This window comes from Clostridium sp. AF20-7 (assembly GCF_003479275.1).
GTDB classification, from domain to species: domain Bacteria; phylum Bacillota; class Clostridia; order Lachnospirales; family Lachnospiraceae; genus Otoolea; species Otoolea fessa.
Window position 1 is genome coordinate 20,002 of the sequence record NZ_QUGF01000014.1, and the last position, 15,932, is coordinate 35,933.

Annotated in this window: 17 protein-coding genes; 15 read left to right on the top strand and 2 right to left on the bottom strand. The window is 49.3% G+C overall.

The features are described from left to right. The first annotated feature begins 43 nt into the window (after positions 1 to 43). The 11 genes from DWX68_RS13465 to DWX68_RS13515 all read left to right on the top strand — a co-directional run bounded on the left by DWX68_RS13465 (position 44) and on the right by DWX68_RS13515 (position 10,249). A complete protein-coding gene (locus DWX68_RS13465) occupies positions 44 to 1,252 on the top strand; it encodes a CpaF family protein (RefSeq protein WP_347475198.1) in 1,209 nt (402 codons plus the stop codon). Continuing rightward, positions 1,203 to 1,985 carry a type II secretion system F family protein gene (locus tag DWX68_RS13470; RefSeq protein WP_243022012.1) on the top strand — a complete coding sequence of 261 codons (783 nt, stop codon included), beginning with the start codon at positions 1,203 to 1,205 and terminating at the stop codon, positions 1,983 to 1,985. Before DWX68_RS13465 ends, DWX68_RS13470 begins: the two co-directional genes overlap by 50 nt. A gap of 6 nt (positions 1,986 to 1,991) precedes the next feature. Beyond that, entirely contained in the window at positions 1,992 to 3,215 is a 1,224-nt protein-coding gene (locus DWX68_RS13475) for a hypothetical protein (RefSeq protein ID WP_118629881.1), read from the top strand. A gap of 27 nt (positions 3,216 to 3,242) precedes the next feature. Then, on the top strand, positions 3,243 to 3,431 hold the full coding sequence (locus tag DWX68_RS13480; RefSeq protein ID WP_022360416.1) for a Flp1 family type IVb pilin: 189 nt from the start codon (positions 3,243 to 3,245) through the stop codon (positions 3,429 to 3,431). Further along, positions 3,428 to 5,362, top strand: coding sequence for a DUF5702 domain-containing protein (locus tag DWX68_RS13485; RefSeq protein ID WP_243027858.1), 1,935 nt, complete (start codon positions 3,428 to 3,430; stop codon positions 5,360 to 5,362). Before DWX68_RS13480 ends, DWX68_RS13485 begins: the two co-directional genes overlap by 4 nt. A gap of 207 nt (positions 5,363 to 5,569) precedes the next feature. Beyond that, complete coding sequence (locus DWX68_RS13490; RefSeq protein ID WP_118629883.1) at positions 5,570 to 6,409, top strand: hypothetical protein; 840 nt, start codon at positions 5,570 to 5,572, stop codon at positions 6,407 to 6,409. A gap of 45 nt (positions 6,410 to 6,454) precedes the next feature. After that, entirely contained in the window at positions 6,455 to 7,018 is a 564-nt protein-coding gene (locus tag DWX68_RS13495; protein ID WP_118629885.1) for a prepilin peptidase, read from the top strand. After that, positions 6,991 to 7,407: a hypothetical protein gene (locus DWX68_RS13500; protein WP_147354956.1), complete on the top strand. Its 417-nt coding sequence runs from the start codon at positions 6,991 to 6,993 to the stop codon at positions 7,405 to 7,407. Before DWX68_RS13495 ends, DWX68_RS13500 begins: the two co-directional genes overlap by 28 nt. 13 nt (positions 7,408 to 7,420) lie before the next feature. Continuing rightward, positions 7,421 to 9,043 (top strand): DUF6382 domain-containing protein, encoded by a 1,623-nt coding sequence (locus DWX68_RS13505; RefSeq protein ID WP_118629887.1) that lies wholly within the window; start codon positions 7,421 to 7,423, stop codon positions 9,041 to 9,043. Positions 9,044 to 9,258: 215 nt separating this feature from the next. Next, the gene (locus DWX68_RS13510; protein ID WP_022360422.1) at positions 9,259 to 9,681 is read left to right on the top strand and encodes an HIT family protein; all 423 of its coding nucleotides are present in this window, start codon (positions 9,259 to 9,261) and stop codon (positions 9,679 to 9,681) included. Between the two features lie 10 nt (positions 9,682 to 9,691). Further along, positions 9,692 to 10,249, top strand: a complete 558-nt coding sequence (locus DWX68_RS13515) for an RNA polymerase sigma factor (RefSeq protein WP_227589698.1) — start codon at positions 9,692 to 9,694, stop codon at positions 10,247 to 10,249. Positions 10,250 to 10,349: 100 nt separating this feature from the next. Here the strand turns inward: DWX68_RS13515 and DWX68_RS13520 are convergent, their stop codons facing one another. After that, positions 10,350 to 11,417, bottom strand: a complete 1,068-nt coding sequence (locus DWX68_RS13520) for an undecaprenyldiphospho-muramoylpentapeptide beta-N-acetylglucosaminyltransferase (protein WP_107001756.1) — start codon at positions 11,415 to 11,417, stop codon at positions 10,350 to 10,352. 175 nt (positions 11,418 to 11,592) lie between these two features. Here DWX68_RS13520 and DWX68_RS13525 point away from each other — a divergent pair, with 175 nt between their 5' ends. Both DWX68_RS13525 and DWX68_RS13530 read left to right on the top strand, forming a co-directional pair. After that, positions 11,593 to 12,438: a DUF4367 domain-containing protein gene (locus DWX68_RS13525; RefSeq protein WP_118629889.1), complete on the top strand. Its 846-nt coding sequence runs from the start codon at positions 11,593 to 11,595 to the stop codon at positions 12,436 to 12,438. Continuing rightward, positions 12,435 to 12,971: a hypothetical protein gene (locus DWX68_RS13530; RefSeq protein ID WP_118493413.1), complete on the top strand. Its 537-nt coding sequence runs from the start codon at positions 12,435 to 12,437 to the stop codon at positions 12,969 to 12,971. The genes DWX68_RS13525 and DWX68_RS13530 overlap by 4 nt, the downstream gene beginning before the upstream one ends. Before the next feature lie 189 nt (positions 12,972 to 13,160). On the opposite strand, the gene DWX68_RS13535 is transcribed toward DWX68_RS13530, so the two are convergent. Then, positions 13,161 to 13,409 carry a TIGR03905 family TSCPD domain-containing protein gene (locus DWX68_RS13535; RefSeq protein WP_022360027.1) on the bottom strand — a complete coding sequence of 83 codons (249 nt, stop codon included), beginning with the start codon at positions 13,407 to 13,409 and terminating at the stop codon, positions 13,161 to 13,163. 381 nt (positions 13,410 to 13,790) lie between these two features. On the opposite strand from DWX68_RS13535, the gene DWX68_RS13540 reads away from it, so the two are divergent. Both DWX68_RS13540 and DWX68_RS13545 read left to right on the top strand, forming a co-directional pair. After that, positions 13,791 to 14,489 carry a 5'-methylthioadenosine/adenosylhomocysteine nucleosidase gene (locus tag DWX68_RS13540; protein ID WP_022360026.1) on the top strand — a complete coding sequence of 233 codons (699 nt, stop codon included), beginning with the start codon at positions 13,791 to 13,793 and terminating at the stop codon, positions 14,487 to 14,489. A gap of 329 nt (positions 14,490 to 14,818) precedes the next feature. Beyond that, positions 14,819 to 15,904 carry a hypothetical protein gene (locus DWX68_RS13545; RefSeq protein WP_118629891.1) on the top strand — a complete coding sequence of 362 codons (1,086 nt, stop codon included), beginning with the start codon at positions 14,819 to 14,821 and terminating at the stop codon, positions 15,902 to 15,904. Positions 15,905 to 15,932: the final 28 nt, after the last annotated feature.

The window sequence follows — 15,932 nt, forward strand, 5'->3', positions numbered from 1 at the left end:
AAAGAGTAAACGGTTGTGAGAGAAACAACTGGCAGGGGGAAGTATGCAGGAGCAGAAAATGGTTTTGAGGCAGCGTCTGATGGAGCAGATGGAGAGCCGTATGCAGGTGGAGGATGAGGAGCTGCGCGACCTGATCGACATGGCGATTCTGGAAGCGGCAGAAGGGGCGTATCTGCCGTTAAAAGAGCGGCTTTGTTTGAGAAAAGAGCTGTTTGATTCATTCAGACGGCTGGATATTTTGCAGGAGCTGGTCGATGATCCGACGATCACGGAGATCATGGTAAATGGCACGGAGCACATTTTTGTCGAGCGGCAGGGGCGTGTGGAAGAATTAGAAAAGCACTTTGATTCGGTAGGGCAGCTAGAGGATCTGATTCAGCAGATTGTAAGCCGTGTCAACCGGACGGTCAATCTGGCGTCTCCGATTGCGGATGCGAGACTGGAAGATGGTTCTCGTGTCCACGTGGTGCTGGCACCGGTGGCGTTAAATGGGCCGATTTTAACGATCCGGAAGTTCCCGGAACCGATCACGATGGAACGCCTGATTGAGTTAAAAAGTATCAGCCGGGAGGCAGCGGCATTTTTGCAGAAAGCGGTCGAGCGGGGACTCAATATTTTTATCAGCGGCGGAACCGGATCGGGAAAAACGACGATCTTAAACGCCATGTCCGGCTATATTCCACAGGAGGAACGCGTCATTACGATCGAGGATTCGGCAGAACTTCAAATCCGCCATGTAACGAATCTTGTCAGCCTGGAAACAAGGGTAGAAAACCGGGATGGTTCGCAGGAGATTTCCATGCGCGATCTGATCCGGGCGAGTCTCCGAATGCGTCCGGACCGCATCATCGTTGGGGAGGTCCGGGGCGGCGAGGCGCTGGAAATGCTGCAGGCGATGAATACGGGGCACGATGGCTCGCTCTCAACCGGACATGCCAACAGCGCAAAAGACATGCTCTCAAGACTGGAGACGATGGTTCTGATGGCGGCAGAGCTGCCGCTTGCGGCGGTCCGGAGCCAGATCGGTTCAGCACTCGATCTGATGGTCCATGTCGGGCGGATGCGGGACCGGAGCCGGAAGGTGCTGGAGATCACGGAGGTGATAGGCTATGAAAATGGGGAAATCCGCCTTTCTCCCATCTATCAGTTTCAGGAAAGCGGGGAGGCTGGTTCCGGACAGGTGGAAGGAGCACTTGTCCAGGTTGGCAGATTTGAAGGGCGGCGCAGATTCGCGGGAGGAAGTGCTTTCTGATTACCGGGTTTACCACCTGACGGGGCAGGAGTGGATACGTTACCTTCTGGAGGGAACAGCGGTGTGCGCCGTGACGGCATATGTATTCTACCGTTCATTTCTGGCGTTCGTTCTGATGCTTCCGGCGGGGATGCTGCGGCCGTTTTTTAAGAGGCGGGAACTCTGCCGCCGGAGAAAAGAGGAGCTGCGGCTCCAGTTTAAGGAAGCGATTCAGATCGTGGCTTCGGCGCTGGCTGCAGGCTATTCAGTGGAAAATGCGTTTATTGCGAGCGTGCGCGATCTGGAAGAACAATACGGAAAAGAAGGGATGATTACCCGTGAGTTTTCATATCTGGCAAGCCAGCTTAAAATGAACCGGACCGTGGAGGCGCTGCTTTCTTCCTTTGCGAAGAGGAGCGGTCTGGATGAGGTGGAAAATTTCTCTGTTATTTTTACTGTATCCAAACGGAGCCGGGGCGAGCTGGCAAGCGTGGTTCACCATGTCGTTCACGTGATTTCGGATCGCATTCAGGTGCGGGAGGAAATTCTCACGATGACGGCAGAAAAGCAGTTTGAACAGAGAATTATGAACCTGATGCCGTACCTGATCGTGCTCTACGTGGATTTGTCATCGCCGGGCTTTTTCTCACAGATGTATGAGACAGCGGTGGGGCGGGTGGTGATGACAGGGTGTCTGGTGGTCTATCTGCTGGCATGGAGGGTATCGGGGAAAATTCTTCAGATTGAGGTGTGAAACAGCATGGGAAAAATGGGGAAAAAGCAGGTTTTATGCATTCTTTTGGGGATAATTCTGGCAGTTGCGGGATATCTGGTGGAAAAACGGGATGGGGCGCTGGAAGATGGAAACCGGCTGAACCGCTATGCATACGGAGAAGGGGAACGGCAGCAGGAAGTGTGGGTGCGCGGACTGTGCGAGAAGGAGATTCCGGTGGAGATTTCGCTCGGAGAGCGGGAATATGCGGAAGAGGATGCAAAAAAAGCATTGCTGGAGGCGGGAGGTAAACTGGCGGATTTAATTCGGGGAAACAATCTGTCCCTGCAGGAGGTAAGGGAAGAGCTACATCTCGTCGGCTGGCTGGAAGAAGAGGGCATCCGGGTCCGCTGGACACCGGAGGATGCGGAATGGATTCAGACGGATGGGACAGTTTTAAATGAAGAATGCCCGGAGAAGGGGATTCAGACAGAACTGACCGCATCCCTGCAGGCGGGGGTATTCAGCCGGGAGTACCGGTTTCCGGTCAAGCTATATCCGCCGCTTCGGACGAAGCAGCAGGAAAAAGAGGCAGGTTTTAAGCGGCTGTTAAAGCAGATGGATGAGGCACAGAGAACGGAAGGGCAGTTGGTTCTGCCAAAGATGTATGAGGGGAAGAATTTATCTTACCGGGTGCGCGGAGACAGGGAATATCTGCTGTTTCCGGTGCTGGGGATTGCGGCGGCAATTCTGCTTCCTCTTTATGAAAAACAGAAGGAGAGTGAGGCGAAAAAGAAGAAAAAGCGGGAGCTGATGGAAGATTATCCGGAGATTGTGTCAAAGCTGACTGTATTTTCCGGGGCGGGGCTTCCGGTCCGCCGGGCATGGGAGCGGATTGTGCTGGAATACGAGGCGGCATGCCGGGCGGGAACACAGACGGAGCGGGCGGCATACCGGGAAATGGCAGCGGCATATCACCGGATGCAGCGCGGTGTCCCGGAACTACAGGCATATGCGGAATTTGGTGCGGGCTGCCGCCTGAGACCGTACCGGAAGCTTTCCGGGCTTTTGGAGCAGAATGTCAGAAATGGGGCAGAAGGACTTCGAAAGGCGCTGGAGACAGAGATGGAGTCGGCGTTTGAAGAAGAGAAAGCACTGGCAAGACGCCGGGGGGAAGAGGCATCTACAAAGCTGATGCTTCCATTGTTTTTGATGTTGATGATTATTATGGTGATGGTTTCAGTCCCGGCGTTTCTGGCGTTTGGGATCTGAAAAATGGGGAGAAAGGAGAAAAAGTATATGGATAAAGCGTATCTGGTAAGAGAAGTAAAATCGTTTCTGATGGACGAGGATGGTGTGGGGGTCATTGAGTTAGTGCTGATTCTGGTGGTGCTGATCGGTCTGGTCATTGTCTTTAAAAAGCAGATTAATACGCTTCTTACAAATATCTTTAAACAGATCAACAGCAAGTCGAAGGAGGTATATTGATCCGGGCAGAACGGCACATTGAAACAGAAAAGGAAGTTTGCGGGGAGATCACAGTTTTCCTGAGTTTGATTCTGACCTGTATCTGTGCGCTGATGGGCGGGCTGTTTGAGTCCGCCAGGGCAGCCGGAAGCGGCTGGTATATGCAGATGGCGCTCAATTCCTCACTGGATTCTCTGATGAGCTGTTATCACCGGGAGATTTGGGATAAATACCGGATTTTTGTGCTGGAATGTGCGGATAAAGAGCGCCTGGCGGCGGAGATGGAGCCGCAGATGGAAACATATCTGGCGGCAGCGCCCTTTTATCCGGTCAGCGGCGGCAAGGTACAGATCGAAGCGATGGATGCGATCACCGGGCATAAGGGGGATTTCTTTGCGAAGGAAGTTACCGATTATATGAAAGTGGGTGTCTGGACGCTGGAAAGTGAGGAGTCTGAACTGCCTGAGATGGAAAAACGGATGACGGAAGCAAGGGCGGTTCATGGGATTGCGGAAGGATATCAGGAAAATGGCAGAAAAGTGCTGCGTCTGGAAGAGTCGATCGAGGCGATCGGAGCCTGCCTGCAAAAACAGGAGAAACATCTGGAGGAGATGGAGGCAGCGGTCCGCCAGGCGGATGGAAGCTCGTTCTTTCAATCGGCGGAAAGCTTAGAGAAAGAATTAAAGCAGATTCCGGGGCTGGTTGCGGCGTATGAAAAACAGGCGGACCGGCTTGCGAAAGAATTGCAGGGATCGGAGCAGGGGGCGCAGGAAGCCCAGCCGGATCTGGAAGAAGGCTCCTGGGGCATGGTACAGGAGGAGATGCGGGGGTATCGTTCGTATTTGGATGCGGATGGAGCGCGCCGCCAGGAGGTAAAAAAGACAGAAGAGACGGCTCAAGGAAATGAAGAGGTGGTTGCAGAAGCAGTCCGGAAAGGGAAGGAGATACAGGATTATATCGATAATTGGGAGCCTGACGATGAGGACGATGAGCTGGACGAGGAAGCGCTGTGGGCGCCGGTTCTGACGATCACAGCGGGTTTTCAGAAGGATGGACGTTTCCGGGTTCCGGCAGTCCGAGACAAGAAAAAAATGAATGTGCTGGAAGCAGTCAGCCGCCTGTCGGGGACGGATCTGCTGAGTCTTTGTGTGCCGGCGGGAACTGTGATTTCAGAAAACTGGATTTCGACCGCGGCATTTCCGTCGGCGTTGTATGCAGGCGGAGAGAGCGGAAAGCGGGGGACGACTGGGGATGTCTGGACAGCGGGGCTTGAACGGGCTCTTTTAGATGCGTATGCGGCGCATTTTTTTACCCGGTTCGGGCAGGAAAAGACGGGAAGTGTCCATTATGAGCAGGAATATCTCTTACAGGGAAATGCGTCGGAGCGGGAAAATTTAAAACGCACCGTCAATGAACTTCTGGCTGTGCGCGAGGCGGTGAATCTGGCAGCTTTATATGCGGATTCTGAAAAACGGTCGGAGGCGGAAGCATTGGCGCTGGCAATCACGGGGCTGGCGGGAATCACACCGATCACGGCGGCGGCATCCTTCTTTATCATGACAGTCTGGGCGTTTGCAGAGTCGGTGGCAGATGTGAAGGTTCTGCTGGCTGGCGGAAAAATTCCTTTTTTCAAACAGCTGGGGGAGTGGCAGATTTCGCTTTCTGCTCTGACGGAAAAGGGCGCGTCCATCTTTCTGGAAACGGGGACGGATCCTTCATTGAAAAACGGGACAGACGACAGAGGGCTGGACTACCAGGACTGGCTGAAACTCTTTTTTCTGATACAGGGAAAGAGCCGTTTCTGTTACCGGATGATGGATATGATTCAGAACCGCATTTCAGAAAAAGAGCCGGGATTTCGGATGGATCAGTGCCAGTATGGGGTAAGTGTGTCCTATGCGGCACAGGGAACGTTGATACCGCTTCGTAGAACGTCCCAGAAGGAATATTAAACACAATTACAGGGGAGTGGAGGACAGTGTCCTTTTTCAGGAGATGATGCAAGTGAATGTGCCTCTCCAAGTACATAAAGAAAGCCAGTAAAAAAGATGATGACAACTAACCTAACAAAACGAATAAATGAAAGTATCTGTGCGGTCTGGATACCTGTCCTTCGGCGGCATAGAGCCCAAGTAACAAAACGACCCTGGAAAAGGGCATTGTCCTCTGCTTCCCTGTGTGCGAGCCTGACGATTGAGGCGGCGCTTAGTCTGACATTGTTTATGTTTACGGTGATTCTCCTGTCAGTTCCGATGGAAATACTGGATACTCAGAGAAAGGTGCAGACGGTGCTGGAAGTGACGGGGCGGGAACTGGGATGGCAGGTGTATCGGACATCCCATACGGTGCATCGGGCAGAAATGGAGGCGGGAAAAGCGGCAGAGGCAGGAGAAAAGGGAACGGGGGGCTGGTCAGAACTTCCGTCCGGGCTTATTCTGCAGGGATATTTAAAGGAGAAGATTCAGACAGCGGTCGGGAACAAAGTGTCCAATATCCAGTGTGGCGCCAGCCGCGTATCGGAAGATGGAGAATGGATTGACCTGCGCGCCTCCTATCAGGTGCGGCTGCCGTTCTCGGTATTTGCGCTTGACCATGTGACGCTTACTTCCCGGAGCCGGAAGCGGGGATGGATTGGGGCGGAAGGCGGGTATTTCTCAGAGAAAAACGGTTCAGAACCGGAGGAAAAATGGGTCTATGTGGGGCGGGACAGTACGCGCTACCATCTCTCGCCTTCGTGCCATTATATATCGAATCAGATCACCGCGGCTGCGTATGCAGATGTAATTTCGGGGGTGCTTAGAAACAGCGGGGGATGCCGTTATAAGGCTTGCAGATACTGTGGAAAGACGGTGTCGGCGGGAGGTCTGGTGTATATTCTTCCGTCCGGCGAGGTTTACCATGGAAAGCAGGACTGTTCGTCATTGGCATATTATGTGCAGAAGGTGCGGCGATCAGATGTGGAATATATGGGTGTGTGTTCATACTGTGGAAGTGGATAGGTGCGGATGGCGGAAAGAATCAAGGAGGGGTGAGAGGGCGGAGTGATGGAAAACAGTGCAGGGATAAGTTTCATGGGATTTACGCGGATGGATTTGGAAAGTGCAGTATGTTTCCTCTGTGCGGTTGTTTTTTCCCTTTTTCTGATAGCCTTTTCCTGGCAGGATCTTCATAGAAAACGGATACGTGTAAGCTGGCTATATGGATTTGGAACGGCAGGAATGGCGCTTACGATGATACGGTGTGTACTGTCGGTTATAAAAGATGGATGGGATTGGAAAAAAAGTGCGTTGCAGATAACGGTATGGCTTTTGGGAATGCTGCCGGGGATTTTTTTGTTCTGGATGGAGCGGCAGACGAAAGGTGCGGTCGGACTGGGAGATGGCTGCTTTTTTCTGATCACTGGGTGCTATCTGGGGGGATGGCGGACGCTTGAACTTTTGATGGGAGCTGTATTTGTGAGCAGTCTGGCAGGAGGTGTCTGGATGCTTACGGCACTGCTTGGCGGAAAGGGGAATGGTCTATGGGAGAAAATGCGGAAAAAGAAGCTGCCATTTCTGCCGTGTGTGCTTCCGGTGTGGATTTGGATGCTGATAGCATCTCTTGGATGAAGCGGGAGGTTTCTGCCAGTTATACGGTGGAAGCCTCGTTTGTGATGGCGGTTGCATTCTTTTTTATCGCGGCACTGTTAAATGGGGTGTTTGAGGTGCATGGCAGGATTACGGGGCGTTTTGTCCTGCAGGAGGCGATGGAACGGTGCCTGTATCGGGAGGAAAAAACGTTGCGGGGAGATGGAATGACTGTGGGGGAGATAAGCAGCAGAGCTGGACAGCGCCTGCGTGGATTCTTCCGGTGCGGGGATGCAGTTTTGACGATCCGGGAAGATGGGGGAGACTTGGACGGAAGGGTAAAGAGCAGTACAGAGACGGAGATATCCCTGCGCGGACAGGAGCCGGAGCGGGCGATCCGTTTGCTGACAGTGTTGGAAAATGCAGAGTGATGGAGGATACGGGATGGAGATTCGGTATAGCCGGGAAATGAATCATAATTATATGATAATCGAAGCGCCGGAGAAAGAAACGGGCTATGCGGTACAGATGCTGTCGGCGAATGCCATCGAAGGGCTTTTGAAGTTCCGGGTCCGCCAGACGGAGGAGGCGAGAGAATATTATTATGAGATAACGTCGAGACAGCCGCTTAGACGGGTGTTGGAAAAACGGACCTTGTCGGGACAAGAACTCCGGTCGATTCTGCTTGGTGTGCTGGCGGTTCTGAAGCGGGTGGAAGAGTACCTGTTAAAAGAGGAACAGCTTTTGCTGGATCCGGAATACCTGTATCTGGAACCCGATCATTTTACTGTGGAATTATGTCTGGTTCCGGGGCATCGGGAAGAGGCGCCGCAGGCGCTCTCAAAACTGCTGGGGTATCTTCTGGAACGTGCGGATCATCAGGATCGGGAGGCTGTTGTATTAGCTTATAATCTGTACCAGATTAGTCTGCGGGAGAATTACGGAACGGCAGATCTGCTGCGCCAGCTTTCGGGGGAAGATCGGATCTTTTCGGCAGAAAAACGAAACGAGGATGAGGGGGATCCTGAGACGGCGGGAGTGTGGGCGGATCGGCAGGAGTGGCTTGAAGCGGAGCAAAATCGGAGGGGTACGTTGGAATCTCGATCTGGGAAAATGGCTTCTGACACTCAAACGCCAGCCAGAAAGGATTGGAAATATAGGCAGGAAGCGTTGTATCAGGAGAAAACGGTGAAAAAGAACCTGGAGCCGGTAGAGAACTCAGATGAAGTGGGGGAAAAGTCTGAAAGGGCAGGTGGAAAACAAAAGGGACAATGGCAGAACAGGTGGATAAAGGTACTTGGAAGCGCGGTGGCAGCTGGCATTGTGTATTGGTACGTGACGGGAGAAATGGATATATGGCTGTATGCAATCAGCGGCGGCATCGGGGGAATCGTGTTTTTGAGGGAGATGTTGGCAGCCCGCAGAAAATGGCAGGTATATGGTGGCAGGAAGAAAAATCGAGGTCAGGGAGAGGATAGAGAGGAAAGCACGGAAGTGGATCAGGCGAATGAAGCTGGACGAGGTGGAAAGAGTAGTCGTGTGCGGAATGGTGAGAGGAAAGTGATCCAGAAAAAGAAAGAACGGTCTGGGATAGAAGGGACTCTATCATATCAAGACTGGCAGCGGACAACGCCTGAAAACCGCTGGCAGGTCTATCCGGAGAGTGAAGAAGCTTATCGGCAGGAACTTCGAAGAGAAGAAGAAGCACAGATAGAGCGGGCGAGAGAAGCGGGGACTACGCTTCTGTCTGCCTCAAAGAATGGGGAAGGAACGGTGCGCTTAGAGCCGGTGGAAGCCGGAGGAACAGTGATTCAGATTTCCTATATTCCATTTACACTTGGAAAACATCCGGGGCTGTCGGACGCATGTATTGACCGTCCGACCGTCAGCCGTCTTCATGCGCGGATCGATCAGAAGGAGGGCGTATACATTCTGACAGATCTCAATTCAACCAATGGAACATCGGTCAATGGCTATCCGCTTCAGGCAAATGAAACAGTCAGTTTGGGGAATGGGGATTCCATTTATTTGGCGGATGTCGGATATAAATTTTGGGAACACCGATAAATTGTCTGAAAATATGAAATAATAACCAAAAACACGAAATTGATGTGAATTATTTTGCAAGTACATCAATTTCGCGTTTCTGCAAATTTACATAGAACAAGCCATGGGGATATGCTATAATAAAGGCACTTGACATGGAAGTTTCAAGCCAAGTGACAAAAGAAAATACCGCTTTTCCAGGGAATGGAGAAGCATAGAGAGAAGGAGAGACCGACATGACAGACAAAGAATGTATTTTTTGTAAGATCGCTGGCGGAGAGATTCCATCCTCAACGGTTTATGAAGATGAAGATTTTCGTGTGATTCTGGATTTAGGACCGGCATCGAAGGGACATGCGCTGATTCTGCCGAAGCAGCATTTCAAAGATTTATGTGAGCTGGATCCGGCGATTGCGGCAAAAGCTCTTCCATTAGCTGGAAAGATTGGTGCGGCGATGAAGAAAGCACTGGGCTGCACGGGTTTCAATGTGGTTCAGAACAATGGCATATCCGCAGGACAGACTGTTTTTCATTTCCATGTACACATTATTCCGAGATATGAAAATGGACCGGATATGGTGACATGGGCGCCAGGAAAAGCAACGCCGGAAGAGCTGGCAGAAATTAGCAGCTCCATCCGCGAAGAACTGACGCGATAGGAGTTTGGATATGCACCATGAGAATGAAAAAATGGCGCTTTTTGAAGCGCTTTACAGAGAGTACCTGGTACCGCTGAAGAAATATGCGTATAGAATTGGAGTAGGGTACGATGACATTGAGGATATGGTGCATGAAGCTTTCATTGAATATTACAAGCGCTATTCGTTAGATCTGGATCATAAAGTAAAGTTGGTTTTACTAATCCGCATTTTACGGAGCAAGTGGATCGATAACCGGAGGCAGATGCGGCGCCGCGAGATGCTGCATCTGGAAGATCCGGATGCGGAAGAAGAGATTATGAACCTTCTTTTGGAAGGGGAGATAGGAATTCAGCTTCTGGATCAGGAGGTTATCGATAGGGATATCTATTGGAATGTATGGAAGATTGTCAAATCTATGAAGAAGGACTGGCGGGATGTTTTGATTCTCCGTGTTCTGGAGGGCTTGACGGCGGAAGAAGCCTGTGCGGTTTTGAAAATCAAATCAACGGTATGCTGTACACGTCTTTACAGGGCAAAAGCAGAACTGCAGAAGCGCGTGTTGAGGGCAAAGCTGTTTGATATTTAAAAATCACATCGAAGCAGAGCCGTTTCGAATCTGTCCGATGTGATGATAAGCTTACATATTCAGTGTTTTAGTCTTGTACTATACAAACGTAGCAATGCTACTAACTGCGTGTGCAATCATGAATCAGCCCCATGATGGTTTTGACAGCATTGTTTAAGTGGCTTTCAGACATTTTATCAATGAACTGCTGGCGATTTTTATAGGTCTCTTCGATTGCCTGGCTGAGAGTATCTGCGGTTAAAACTTCTTCTTCCAGAACGGTGCTGAATCCCTGTTTTGCAAAGGAGTTGGCATTTAAGATCTGGTCGCCGCGGCTGGCAGCAGCCGACAGAGGGATCAAAATGTTCGGTTTGCGGAGTGCCAGAATTTCGCAGATGGAATTTGCACCCGCGCGGGAGATGATCAGATCTGCCGCTGCAAAGAGATGGCGGAGTGGTTTATCCACATACTCATACTGAACATATCCTTCGGTGCCGATGAGAGACTCATCGAGATTGCCTTTTCCGCAGATATGTATTACCTGATAGGTTTTCAGAAGCTGCGGAAGAATGCCGCGGACAGCCTGATTGACCGTGACGGAGCCGAGACTTCCGCCGATGATCAGAATTACTGGGAGATCGGCAGAAAGATGGGCATACTGGAGTCCCGCCAGACGATCCCCGTGCAGAAGCTCTTCACGGATCGGGGAACCGGTCAGAACCGCCTTATCTTCCGGAAGATATTTAAGTGTTTCCGGAAAGTTGCAGCATACCTTAGAAGCGGCTGGAATACAGATTTTATTTGCCAGTCCTGGGGTCATATCGGATTCATGGATGATGACAGGCACTTTATAATGCTTGGCAGCCAGAACGACCGGAACAGCGACAAAACCGCCTTTGGAAAAGACGATATCCGGTTTGTATTTTTTCATAAGCTTGCGAGCCTCAAAGTATCCTTTCAGAACGCGAAGCGGATCTGAAAAATTCTTAAGGTCAAAATAACGGCGCAGTTTTCCCGATGAGATTCCATCGTAAGGGATGCTGGCTGCCTCGATCAGGCGGCGCTCAATGCCGTTATAAGAACCAATATAGTGAATCTCAAAGTCTTCCTCGCGCAGTGCCGGAAGCAGGGCGAGATTCGGTGTAACATGACCTGCAGTACCACCGCCGGTCAGAATGATTTTTTTCATAGTAGTTTCCTCCACACATCAGCCGCTGGTTACGGTGTGAGGGGACAACCATAACCTGAAAACAACTGTTTTTATGCTTTATCATACCCGCAAAGGGTTACATTTAGTATAGTAAACGGAAAAAAAGAAAAGTCAACCTAAAAGTTAGGACGAGGACAGAGAGGAGGGATAAAAAGTGAGCAGAAGCCGGCGCGGAAAAAAAACTGGAGAAGATGCAGAACGCCTGCTGCAGGAAGCGTTTGGAGTCAGCGAAGATCAGCTGTTGAAGGATTTTATCCTTGCACAGACGGAAGTAAAAGACAGCGACATACCTCCAGAACCAGAAGACGGCTTTGAGAGGTTGATGGCAAAGTTAGAAGCGGAGGTGGGAACAAGCCCGGAAAGTGAAAAAGAATCATCCAGCGAGAACATTGTCAAACTGCACGAAGAAGCTCGCAAACCACGCCGGCTGAAAACGATTGTGAAAGTCTCTGTAGCAGCCGCCGCTATCGCAGTGATGGTTGTGGCGATGGGAATTTCGGCTGGGGCGAAGAGGGAGTATCGGTATGTGGTGCGGGAGAAGGACAGTGTACGGAATGAGATTGTCTTAAATAATGTTGAGGCTATTTCTGGGGAGGATGAATTAGATAAAGCATATATAGAGATAGCTCGAAAAACGAAAATTGAAGTAATGAAATTGGCTTATATACCTAAAAATTTAGAATATGTAAAGGCAGATATAGGAGAAACAAGGGCAGTAATATATTTTAAGTATGGAGAATATAAGGTAAAACTGGTACAACAAACAGGAGATGTTGGAAATTCAATGAGCATTGTTTCAGATAGGAAAAAAGGAAAAAGAATATATAATGAACTTTTAAGAGACTATATTAATATAGACAGAGCCAATGTTGAAAATGGGAAAATAGAATATAGTTCTTATTACAAAAAAGAAGATGCCTATTATCAAATTTCTGGGGTAATGCCACAAAAGGAATTTTGTAGAATGATTAAAAATCTTTATTTAGAGGAGGATTTATGAGAAAAAAATTTTATTCATTAGTTTGTGCTGGATTTATGATGGTAATGGCAGCAATGCAAGTTCAGGCAGCAGATATAAAAAATGTTAATGGCTTTTCTGTTGAAACAGCAGATTATAATACAACAGTAGTATTGGATGAAAATTCTGCAGAAGGAACAGCAGTAGGAATAGAACCGAGGGGAAGCATTATTGATACGGCAACAACTCGTATTAGTAATTTGGGAAAGGGAGATATTGGAATTATTATCGAAACATTAGCTCATGTAGAATGTGATAAGATAAAAAATATTGCAATATTGCAGCGAGAAGAAGATGGTAAATGGGTGGAGGTTTCTAGATATACATATGATGCCAAAAAGGAAGATTTTCCGACAGAGGATTTATCGGGAATGACAAATGAATTTACTGTGAAGAATCAGAAAACAGGTTATAAATATCGAGTGGTAGGAATTCATTATGTCGAGGCAAATGGAAAGGGACAGTCGTTTATGACAAAAACAGGAGGGATTAATATCACTGAATACGGCGACTAATTAAAACGGGGACAGTGTTACTAAATTTATATTTGCAACACGAAATAGTATGAAAAAAGCGATCACATAAATACCCCCACCTGCAACCATCCAGGAATTTCTGATTCAAAATTCCAGATGTTTTCAGGTGGGGTTTTAAAATGGTTTTTCACTATGTCGGCGGGTCAGAAAGAATCTACCAAAGGATACTTATTTCACGTTCGCCTTATACTCCTTCAACGCCTGTGCCAGCTGATCCGGGCAGGAAGTTGGGCGGAAGCCGCACTGGATGCCTTCGATGCGGGAGATTGCCTCGTCAATATCCATGCCATCGATCAGGCGGGCAACGCCCTGTGTGTTGCCGGAGCAGCCGCCGACGAACTGCACATTCTTTACTTTATTATCTTCTACTTCAAAATTAATCTCACGGGAACAGACTCCCTTTGTCTTGTATGTCATGGTAAAACCTCCTCAAAATGGTATGTGTTTTAATCTGCTGTGGCGGGAATCCACCGCAGTAAAATGATTATAGTCTGCCAGTAAAGGTGTTGTCAAGATAACAAAAATCCAGTATACTCATGAAAAGATACGGTGTTATTGTTTGTACAAGGTATACATGGTAACGATGCGGCTGCGCTATTATAAAGTAAATGAACGATTTTCAAATGAAAAATGATGGTGCAGGCACACACTGACTGTAGAGCCGAGTCAGCCAATGGATTTGAGGAAAGAGATGCAGGGGTATAAGCGCAGAAGATCAAATAGTAAGAATTTCTTTTTCTATAAATCTATAAAAGAAAGGCAGAAGAATAAAGAACAGAAAAACAGGAGGGCAAACAGATGTTAGGAATCATCGGAGCGATGGATGAAGAGGTGGCTCAGATCAAGGAGAAAATGACGGATGTTACCGTGACAAGTGTAGCCGGTATGGATTTTTATCAGGGCAAACTGGGCGGAAAGGACGCAGTTGTGGTTCGCTCTGGTATCGGCAAGGTAAATGCAGGTATGTGCAGTCAGATTCTGGCGGATCGGTTCCATATCAGTGCGATTGTGAACACAGGTATCGCCGGTTCCCTGCGTGCAGAGATCAACATTGGCGATATCGTTGTATCGACGGATGCGGTGCAGCATGATATGGATGCGAGCGGATTTGGATACCGGATCGGACAGATTCCGCGTGTAGATACCTTTGCATTTGAGGCGGATGAGAAGCTGCGCGAGCTGGCGATTGAGTGCAACCAGAAGGTCAATCCGGAGATTCAGGCATTTCCGGGACGCGTGGTAAGCGGCGACCAGTTTATCTCGGATAAGGCAAAAAAGGAGTGGCTGATCGAGCAGTTTAGCGCAAGCTGTACCGAGATGGAGGGCGCAGCGATCGCACAGGCGGCATATTTAAACGGAATCCCGTTCCTGATTATCCGTGCCATTTCAGATAAGGCGGATGACAGCGCAGGTATGGACTATGCGGCATTTGAGGCGCAGGCGATCAAGCATTCGGTAAACCTACTGCTTGAAATGGCATCCCGGTATGAGGCATAATGAGTCATAAATATGATTCACAGACGGAATTTTTAACAACCAGAAATTTTGCATGATACGCATTATTAATACCTATAAAAATCGAATTAAGGCAGAATTTGACGAACGATTTTCCCCTTTCTCATCTTCACAAAGACTCTTTCGGCGGATATAATAAAGCCACGATGCAGGCGGGATTTGACAGGCGCAAAAAACAGAATGTGAAAAGCAGAATGCAAAAAGCAGATTGTAAAAAGCAAATTGCAAGAGACAAACTGCGAAGCGCCTAAACCTGACCTGTGGCAAGCCATCCGGAAGTGATCCGGAAGTAGAGAAAGGGGAGCTTTTTTATGCTGGAATTTTTACAAACTGGAAAAGCGCTGTCCGTTCTTGCGGCGATCGGAATGATCGGATTTGTCAGCAAGTTGATTACACGGAGCCTCTACAAAAGATTATTAAAAGAAACTGACAACATGGCGATGACCCGGAACAAGAATCTTCAAAATCTGAAGCAGCGGTTGGAAAATACCTGCCGCTTGGGACAGAACATCGTGAACACGCAGGCATATCTGGACAAGCAGATTGACGGATTTTCATTTTTACATATTTCGCTGGATGCGTGGAACGGCGTGTCAATGGAAATGGTGCTTTTAGGGCTTCTGACCGGAGCAGCGGAGGCATTTCTGGCGTACTGGTATGAGCTGGATGCGAGCTATATTGTGCTGTATGCGTCGGCAGCTGTCATGAGCGGTCTGTTTCTGGCATTTATCGAGAGCTGTTTCCAGATTGACCAGAAACAGCAGCGGCTGGAAACGGCGCTTTTGGAGTATGTGGATAATTCGGTGTTCCTTCGGGCGGCACGTGAGAAGGAGACGCGCGGACAGGAAATGTCAGGAGCTTCTGGAGTATCCGGCGGAATTGCTGGCGCGGATTCGAATGTGCGGGAAATGCCGAAACGGCTGCAGAGTGCTTTGCGGGCAGAGCGTGGTGTGAGCAGTCGGGATGACGCAGAAACGAATAATCGGGATCTGGGAGAAACGGAGTTTGAAAAAGGAAAATCGCGGACAGCGATGAGAGTGAATCCGTTCCGTGAGCGGGATGCACGGGCACAGAATCTGATGCGGGCAGTTCGCACTGCACCGTGCGAACCGGAGGAACGGGACAAGCATGAGACAGATGGGCATCTTACGGATCGCCGGATGGTATCAGGAAATGAAACGGGAAACAATACGGGTCCCAGGCAGGAAGCGAAGGAGCGTCCCGGCGACAAGGAAATGGAGTATTTGAAGCAGAGCCTCGACCAGATTGCAGCAAGCCGGGATACGCGGAAAACACGAAATGGCGAGGCAAATGCGGGTGACTGGATGAAAGGTTTGAGCCGCGAGGAGGCGCAGGTTCTGGGGGATATTATGAGGGAGTATTTATCGGGATTGTAAATAATGATTCCAACTGAAAATCGGTTGC